General features: G+C 58.4%; 10 protein-coding genes. 1 reads left to right on the forward strand and 9 read right to left on the reverse strand.

Features of this window, described 5'->3' with window-relative positions; genetic code table 11:
• Positions 1-1,113: 1,113 nt before the first annotated feature.
• The 6 genes from PSQ39_RS21635 to PSQ39_RS21660 form a co-directional block, all read right to left on the reverse strand.
• Positions 1,114-1,335, reverse strand: a complete 222-nt coding sequence (locus PSQ39_RS21635; RefSeq protein ID WP_273929716.1) for a hypothetical protein — start codon at positions 1,333-1,335, stop codon at positions 1,114-1,116.
• 68 nt (positions 1,336-1,403) lie between these two features.
• On the reverse strand, positions 1,404-1,607 hold the full coding sequence (locus tag PSQ39_RS21640) for a hypothetical protein (RefSeq protein WP_273929717.1): 204 nt from the start codon (positions 1,605-1,607) through the stop codon (positions 1,404-1,406).
• The gene (locus PSQ39_RS21645; protein ID WP_273929718.1) at positions 1,608-1,736 is read right to left on the reverse strand and encodes a hypothetical protein; all 129 of its coding nucleotides are present in this window, start codon (positions 1,734-1,736) and stop codon (positions 1,608-1,610) included.
• A 9-nt stretch (positions 1,737-1,745) separates the two neighbouring features.
• Positions 1,746-2,666: a rolling circle replication-associated protein gene (locus tag PSQ39_RS21650; protein ID WP_273929719.1), complete on the reverse strand. Its 921-nt coding sequence runs from the start codon at positions 2,664-2,666 to the stop codon at positions 1,746-1,748.
• 256 nt (positions 2,667-2,922) lie between these two features.
• Entirely contained in the window at positions 2,923-3,126 is a 204-nt protein-coding gene (locus tag PSQ39_RS21655; RefSeq protein WP_273929720.1) for a hypothetical protein, read from the reverse strand.
• Between the two features lie 7 nt (positions 3,127-3,133).
• Positions 3,134-3,439: a single-stranded DNA-binding protein gene (locus tag PSQ39_RS21660; RefSeq protein WP_273929721.1), complete on the reverse strand. Its 306-nt coding sequence runs from the start codon at positions 3,437-3,439 to the stop codon at positions 3,134-3,136.
• Positions 3,440-3,508: 69 nt separating this feature from the next.
• On the opposite strand from PSQ39_RS21660, the gene PSQ39_RS21665 reads away from it, so the two are divergent.
• Positions 3,509-4,015: a hypothetical protein gene (locus PSQ39_RS21665; RefSeq protein WP_273929722.1), complete on the forward strand. Its 507-nt coding sequence runs from the start codon at positions 3,509-3,511 to the stop codon at positions 4,013-4,015.
• 191 nt (positions 4,016-4,206) lie between these two features.
• On the opposite strand, the gene PSQ39_RS21670 is transcribed toward PSQ39_RS21665, so the two are convergent.
• From PSQ39_RS21670 to PSQ39_RS21680, 3 genes are all read right to left on the reverse strand, one after another.
• Positions 4,207-5,439, reverse strand: coding sequence for a zonular occludens toxin domain-containing protein (locus PSQ39_RS21670; protein WP_273929723.1), 1,233 nt, complete (start codon positions 5,437-5,439; stop codon positions 4,207-4,209).
• The gene (locus PSQ39_RS21675) at positions 5,436-5,945 is read right to left on the reverse strand and encodes a DUF2523 family protein (RefSeq protein ID WP_273929724.1); all 510 of its coding nucleotides are present in this window, start codon (positions 5,943-5,945) and stop codon (positions 5,436-5,438) included. Before PSQ39_RS21675 ends, PSQ39_RS21670 begins: the two co-directional genes overlap by 4 nt.
• A gap of 225 nt (positions 5,946-6,170) precedes the next feature.
• Positions 6,171-6,451: hypothetical protein (locus PSQ39_RS21680; RefSeq protein ID WP_273929725.1), on the reverse strand; the 281-nt coding region annotated here is incomplete at its 5' end.

The following is a 6,451-nucleotide window of genomic DNA, read 5'->3' on the forward strand; positions in this document are numbered from 1 at the left end:
GGGCGTGGGCGTGGGCGTAGGCGTGGGCGTAGGCGTAGGCGTAGGCGTAGGCGTGGGCGTAGGCTCTACCGGAGGGTTTGGTGTTGGCGTGGGGGCGTTTGGGTCTGTTGGCGCACTGGGGCCGGAGCCTGAACCGGAGCCGGAGCCGCCCGAGCCGCTGCCGGAACTCGAGTTAGGGTCTGTTGGGGCCGCTGGTCCCGTTCCTGAGCCACTACCTGAGCCGCCTGGGCTTGGAGTTGGAGCAGGCCCAGCAGGGAGGGAAGGAGTAGGGTTCGGATCAACAGTGCAGGTTTGGCCGGATGCAGAACCATTTGCGTTTGAGATGACATCGTAATAACCACTTCCATTGGTGTTGAGGGAAATTTTCAGACTGTCTGAGGTTACATCGTACGAGCAGCCGGACATGCAAAACGAGACGGGAGATGCGGCATTGCCAGACGAGATTGTGTAACGCGTTCCGGAGCCCGATTGAAATGCGCCGTTGGGATCGACATAGGCATAACCGATGGTGATCGCCGCGCCGGATTTTGTGCCCTTGACGCACTGATTTGGCTCGCAAGAGGTTCCGGTGTCCCTGAATCCTTCTTTGCAAGTGCAAGAGGTTCCATTTCCGTCAGAAATTGAGTTAGCTGGACACTGCTCGACAGATCGAACATTAAACCAATAATCGTCAGAATTGACGTCACCGGTTATGCCAACACTGTTCCGACAACCGGGAGACTGTTCGAGAAATGATCCCGCAGTAGTGTTAACCCACTGCAATGTATAGCTTGACCGATAGGTGCAATCAGACCATTTTTTCTCGCGCTGAGAAAGAACAGATGCAAAACTAGATGCGGCAGCCTCAGGAGATGAAGCCCAGTTACCAGAATATGACGAATAGAAAGCCTGATATTGAGGCTTGGGCAAAAGGACAGCAGATGCTTGAGACGAAAAGAACAGAAAGAGCGAAGCAAGCACCGATGCAATGAGTGGATGCAATGCAACGGAAAACGGTCGATTTTTAAACACCGCGCAAACCTTGAATGAATGCGCCCGCTGAAAGAGCGCCGATGAGGGCCACACCGACCCAGAAAACGAGCAGGAAAGGACCACTCATCGGAGCACCGGCCCTTAGGCCTTCTTCACAGCGCGCTTACCCAGGTCGATGCCCTTGAAGGCCATCACAATGCCGATCACGGCCACGCCGATGACGCCAACGGTCGTAACCACGCTCGACAGATCGATGGCGGTCAGGGCAGCGGAGATTGCGTCAGTGCCAGCAGCGTGGGCTTGAGCAGCGACCAGGGAAACACCAGCGCCCACCAGGGCAAAACGCGAAACGAACTTGTTCATTTAGAACTCCATTTTGAAACGGTGCGAAATTGCACCGGAGAGGGATAAACGCCCTCCCCGCTGAAATCTCAGATTTTCTTGAGCGTGGTAATGATCGCGCCAAGAGAAAAGCCGATTAACCACATCATCAGGACCGCCCCGAACCCCCACGAAAAGACCGAAAGGACGGCATCAGGCGTAACGCCCCAGGTCGCCGGGTCCAAAGATTCAATTGCGGTTTGCGACTCTGGAGGGCACGGAAAAGCCGCGACAGCACAGGAAACAACATTCATTCAACCCTCATCAATATCAGCGCCACATTCAGGGCATTGGTTTTGAAATTCCGGCCCCTCATCGTCCAGGTCAGAAGCCTCACCCTCCCAACCGCAAACCGTGCAAATCACATCTTCATCTTCATCCATGGGGTTACCTCATTGAATCCAGGAGAACGGACCACCCGCGTCCGGCATCGTGCGGGGTGTAGTTCTGATGCGTACAAAACGGCTATGACCGCCGCCCGTTGGTGCCCACTCAGAAGCGAGGAATTCGCCAGTTGAAGAGTGCGTATAGCCGCCTCCTGGCGTGGGTTTGAATGGATCGCCCGCCGCAGCGTTTTGACGTACATAAGAAGGCCAAAGAACCCAGCGCTTGCAATCACGGCCAGCTTTGTCCAGGCCACCGACGCCATAAATTCGAGCGCCATGCGGATACCCCCCAATGGTTTTTTGCGTGGTCTTGCTGAGGTACTTCATCAGGTAGCCGACCGGGTGATGGGCTTTAATGGTGTTGCTCATGCCATGGGGCCACCAGCCGCGCTTATCGGCCTTGGGCATGGTTACACCTTTGCGGAGCCAAAAAACCGCGTGGTAGTGGATTACGCCCCGTTGCTGAAGCTCTGCTACCCAGACATAGCGGAGCTTTTCGCCGCCAGTGGTGCGGGCGTACCAGTTGCGCACCGTGGTGATGTACTTGGAGATGTGGTGGGGCTTCCAATCGCGGTTTGTGCCGCGATAGGTCAGCGTGACCATGACCTTGTTTTCGCGCTTGGTGGAGTGCAAGTTGATCCACTTCGCAGCCATGCCGGCGCCCTTGCGCAGGCGGGAGACTCGGACCGCTTCGCGGTCAATCTCAATCGTGTTGGAATCCCAGGCTTTCGCCCCTTCAACCGTCAGCGGAGGGGTTTGGACCCCACCCGTATGACTTGTTGAATGTAGGACAAGCCCAGCGGCTGCGCCGCTTGCAGCGCGAGCGCCCTGCCATGCATCCGCCCGCAGTTGGGCCTCAGCCGCACGAGCAGCGAAATGCGGGGCAGTCTTGCCCCGGAAGCGCTCCAGGCATTCAGCAGTATTCACGCAGAAACCTCGACCATGACGAAAGGACGAGCAGCCCAAAGACGCGCCAAGCGCAGCAGGCTTTTTGCTCTGATCCAGATTTTTTTGATGGGGGCTTGCCCAGGCTTGGGCGAGATGGCCGACCGATCCACCAGACCGAATGGCGAGATGGACCGGGCGAACGCGACAAACTCAGCGTCAGGCGCGTTTAGGTAGACGCAGCACCAGCCCGCATCGCAGGCGTGGAGCGTGGTTCCAGCGGGGAAGGTGCGGCGCTTCACAGGGAGAATCCCCCAACGGGCATCCGGTGACTCACGATCTGAAGGTCAATCGAGGCAGTAGAGCCGGAGCCCTCAGCCGCAATGTGGATCTGATCGAATTCGCCGGATTCCTGCCCCTGGCGGAGCAGTACCAAAACAGCGGCCTCAAGCGCCACCAGGGCAGCGGCTTGGCGAGCGTCCGAAAATTCGGCGGGCTGCATGGCAACCTCAGGCAGCAGCTTGGGGGCGGGGCTTCAACGCGACGAGGCGAGGCGACAGCTTGAGGTCACCGCCGCGATCAACGTACAGGGATTCAGGGGCCAGGGTGTAGTCACCGACCGGATAGAACAGAGCAGCGCCCTCGGCGTTCTTGGGGAGGATGATCTCCACTTTTTCAGGGAACGGGTTTGGCTTGCCGTGCTGGTCAACCGTATGGAGCCAGACGGTTTGGAAGGTCATGGAATAGGGCTTGCCCGCTTTGCTGGTGCCGCTTTGGTTGCGGACATCGGTCGACATCACCGATACTTTGATCATGGGAGTTTCTCCGTTTGGACACACCAAAAAGTTAGTGCGAGACGGATATTCACACCAAGGAGTTAGTGCATGCAAGATCTTAAAACCCTAATTGACAAAGCCGCCAAAGTGTGCGGGGGTATGAATGCACTCGCCCGAGAGCTTGGAATAACGAGCGGATCACTGGGCAACATGAAGGCAGGCAGAACAGCCGTGAGCCCTATCACAGCAGCATTTCTTGCAGATATCGCGAACGAAGATGTGAACGAAGCGATCCACGCCGCAATGATGGGGAGCGCAGAAGGGACGCGGTTCGAATACCGGCTAGGTGAGATTTTGGGAAAGGGCGCAGCCGCTGGAGGGGCGGCGGATTCTCAAAAATACTACAGCGGCAGGCTGAACATTCAGAACGAATGCGACGCGGGGAGCGTTGAAAATTGCGAAATTGCGACCGGAAGGTTTAACTACGCAATTATTGTATTAAGTAGACTTGACCCAAGGAAGCTGCTCACTGCATTCGCCGCAACCGCCCACCGAGGCGGTTTTTTTATGCCCGATCTGCGAACATTTCCGATAAGACTGGCACGGGAAGCATGACGGCCAGACAAGGGACTTGCAGCCCCTTACCCCGCCCCATCGGCCTACGGCCCGCACTATTCGTGCTCGACGGGTCCCCGCTGTTCTTCCAGGAAGCGAATGATTGCCGGCCAGGGTAGGACTGGCGCACCCACCAGCGCAGCACCTCCCCGCAAGCGGGGGCCCCTCCGCTCTGGCGGGCTTGCCTCCGATCAGGCCGACTTGGCGTGATTCGGTCCAGAGGTGGCAGGAGGTGATCCAACGCCCGGATTCATTTGGGGCAGATCGCACAGGACAGGACGAACTTTGTTCTTGAAATAGAGGTAGCCAGAGCAATCAGCCAAAGGCTTGAATCGGTAGCCGGTGGCCTCCAGCTCACGCTGGGTCAGGTAGTGGACAGGGTAGCCGTTTTGAGAAACCATGAACGAATAAACGACCCGCGCACCAGATCGCATGGAGCCCATGAGATGGATACCCGAGGTGCCGTAGGGCTCGGGCTCATCGTCCACCACCTCCTCCTTTTTCTCGGGGGCGACAGACTCGACGGCAGATGCCACACGCTCGACGACTGGGGCAGCAGCAGGCAGCTTTTCGGCAATGGCAGAGGGGGAGGCTTCGACCACGGCAGCGGGTCCAGGCTTTGCGGTCTTGATGACGTTATTCGGGTTCATCGGGTTTTTGACACCCCCGCCGAGCACCATCGACACAACGATGACAGCGCACACACCAGCGCCCATGAACGTCCAGTTTTTCCACCAGGGGCGAATATCGGAGCCCTTGAATTCTTCAGCCGCGACCCCTTGTGTGTGGCTTTTGTAGAGCCCGAAATAGCGCTTGTTGTACTTACGAATCGAGGTGTTGACCACCTCACCGCGAATGCCGTCCTGAACTTTTCGTGTGTAGCTGGAGGGGGCACCGAGAGCAACGTTTTTGCGGCAGCGGTACACCATCTGGACGTTGTCCCGAATCGCTTGGCTGATCTTGCCGTAACTTTGCGTGATGTAGAGAACATCGACGTTGAAATGGCGATGCAGAGCAACCCACTCTTCGACAGCACGCTGCGTGGATTTTGCCGGTATGCAGTATTGGCACTCATCAATCACGAACAGCGGCCCAACACCGTCAGCGTTGCGCCACGTTGTGTAGTAGTCCCACACGCCGCCGAATGCGCGAGCGTCAGCATCAGGGGCCTCGACGTGACCATCAGCAAAGAGGGTGAACGCACCGCTTTCAGCGGTTGGGGTCCAGGTTCCGCGGATAGGCTGGGGCTTGTTGCGGACCTCAATCAAATCGCGGTATTGAGGGTCCAACTCAGCGTAAGCAGAGACGACGACGGGCAGGTTTGTGATGACGCGCCGGCCGCTCTGGAGAGCGTTCAAGATGTGATAAGCGTTTGCCTCGTAGCTCTTTCCTGAGCCAGAGGAACCAAGCAACAGATTGATCATGATCCAAGTCGCACAAATGGGATGAGCTGGAGCGCAAATCGAATGCCGAGGGCAGCGACGATCATCGCCAGGGCCTGCCCTGCCCCCACAGCCGCCAAGACCTGAACAACGGTCGCAGGCAATGCAGCAGTGAGGTCACCAAGGCCATTGAAGGCAGATACATCGATAGCAGAGAGGGCAGACTCGACGACGCCGAGGAACTGATCGAATACCCAACAGAAGAGGTCTTTGAGCAAGTCGAGGACCGCGACCAGGACAGATTTTGCGAGGTCCAACACCCAGGCGACGATCTTGGCCAGGGCGGTAAAAAGAGGCGTAAGCAGGTCAGCGACAGAGAAGCTAAACCCGCTGCTGGACGAGCCACCGGAGTCCTGAGCGAACGCCCAAGCCGGCAAGGCGAGCGCAGCCAGAAACTGTATATACCGTTTCATTTTCAGCCCCCGAAGATCAAGGCGCGACAGAGAAAAATCGCGCTGATAAGAATGCAGGCGCGAAGGAAAACCCACACCGCAGCCGGGGGGCTCAGATCGAAGGTTCCAAAGTCCCATTTGCCGACAACAAAGTGCACCTGGAGAGATGGAGGGGGTGCACTAAGGCCGATGGATGGAGTGAGCTTTGACAGCAGACCGACGACGCCGGAGCCCTTGAGCGCCGCCGAATGCTTGGCCCACACGCCTGAGATGCCATCGGAATACGTGGGGGTGTAGAGACCGCCGACACCAGGGAGACCATCAAGTGAAGCACCACCGCCAGGGCTGGGCGTGGGCGTGGGCGTGGGCGTGGGCGTAGGGGTGGGCGTGGGGGTGGGGGTGGGGGTGGGGGTGGGCGTGGGCGTGGGCGTGGGCGTGGGCGTAGGGGTGGGCGTGGGCGTGGGGGTGGGGGTGGGGGTGGGCGTGGGCGTGGGCGTAGGCGTGGGCGTAGGCGTAGGCGTAGGCGTAGGCGTGGGCGTAGGCTCTACCGGAGGGTTTGGTGTTGGCGTGGGGGCGTTTGGGTCTGTTGGCGCACTGGGGCC

Origin of the sequence: Curvibacter microcysteis (genome assembly GCF_028649455.1) — a bacterium.
Lineage (GTDB): Bacteria > Pseudomonadota > Gammaproteobacteria > Burkholderiales > Burkholderiaceae_C > Curvibacter > Curvibacter microcysteis.

Excerpts from the sequence above, each read along its gene's own strand:
- PSQ39_RS21635 (WP_273929716.1), bottom strand. The coding sequence starts at position 1,335 with ATGAACAAGTTCGTTTCGCGTTTTGCCCTGGTGGGCGCTGGTGTTTCC.
- PSQ39_RS21640 (WP_273929717.1), bottom strand. The coding sequence starts at position 1,607 with ATGAATGTTGTTTCCTGTGCTGTCGCGGCTTTTCCGTGCCCTCCAGAG.
- PSQ39_RS21645 (WP_273929718.1), bottom strand. The coding sequence starts at position 1,736 with ATGGATGAAGATGAAGATGTGATTTGCACGGTTTGCGGTTGGGAGGGT.
- PSQ39_RS21655 (WP_273929720.1), bottom strand. The coding sequence starts at position 3,126 with ATGCAGCCCGCCGAATTTTCGGACGCTCGCCAAGCCGCTGCCCTGGTG.
- PSQ39_RS21660 (WP_273929721.1), bottom strand. The coding sequence starts at position 3,439 with ATGATCAAAGTATCGGTGATGTCGACCGATGTCCGCAACCAAAGCGGC.
- PSQ39_RS21665 (WP_273929722.1), top strand. The coding sequence starts at position 3,509 with ATGCAAGATCTTAAAACCCTAATTGACAAAGCCGCCAAAGTGTGCGGG.
- PSQ39_RS21670 (WP_273929723.1), bottom strand. The coding sequence starts at position 5,439 with ATGATCAATCTGTTGCTTGGTTCCTCTGGCTCAGGAAAGAGCTACGAG.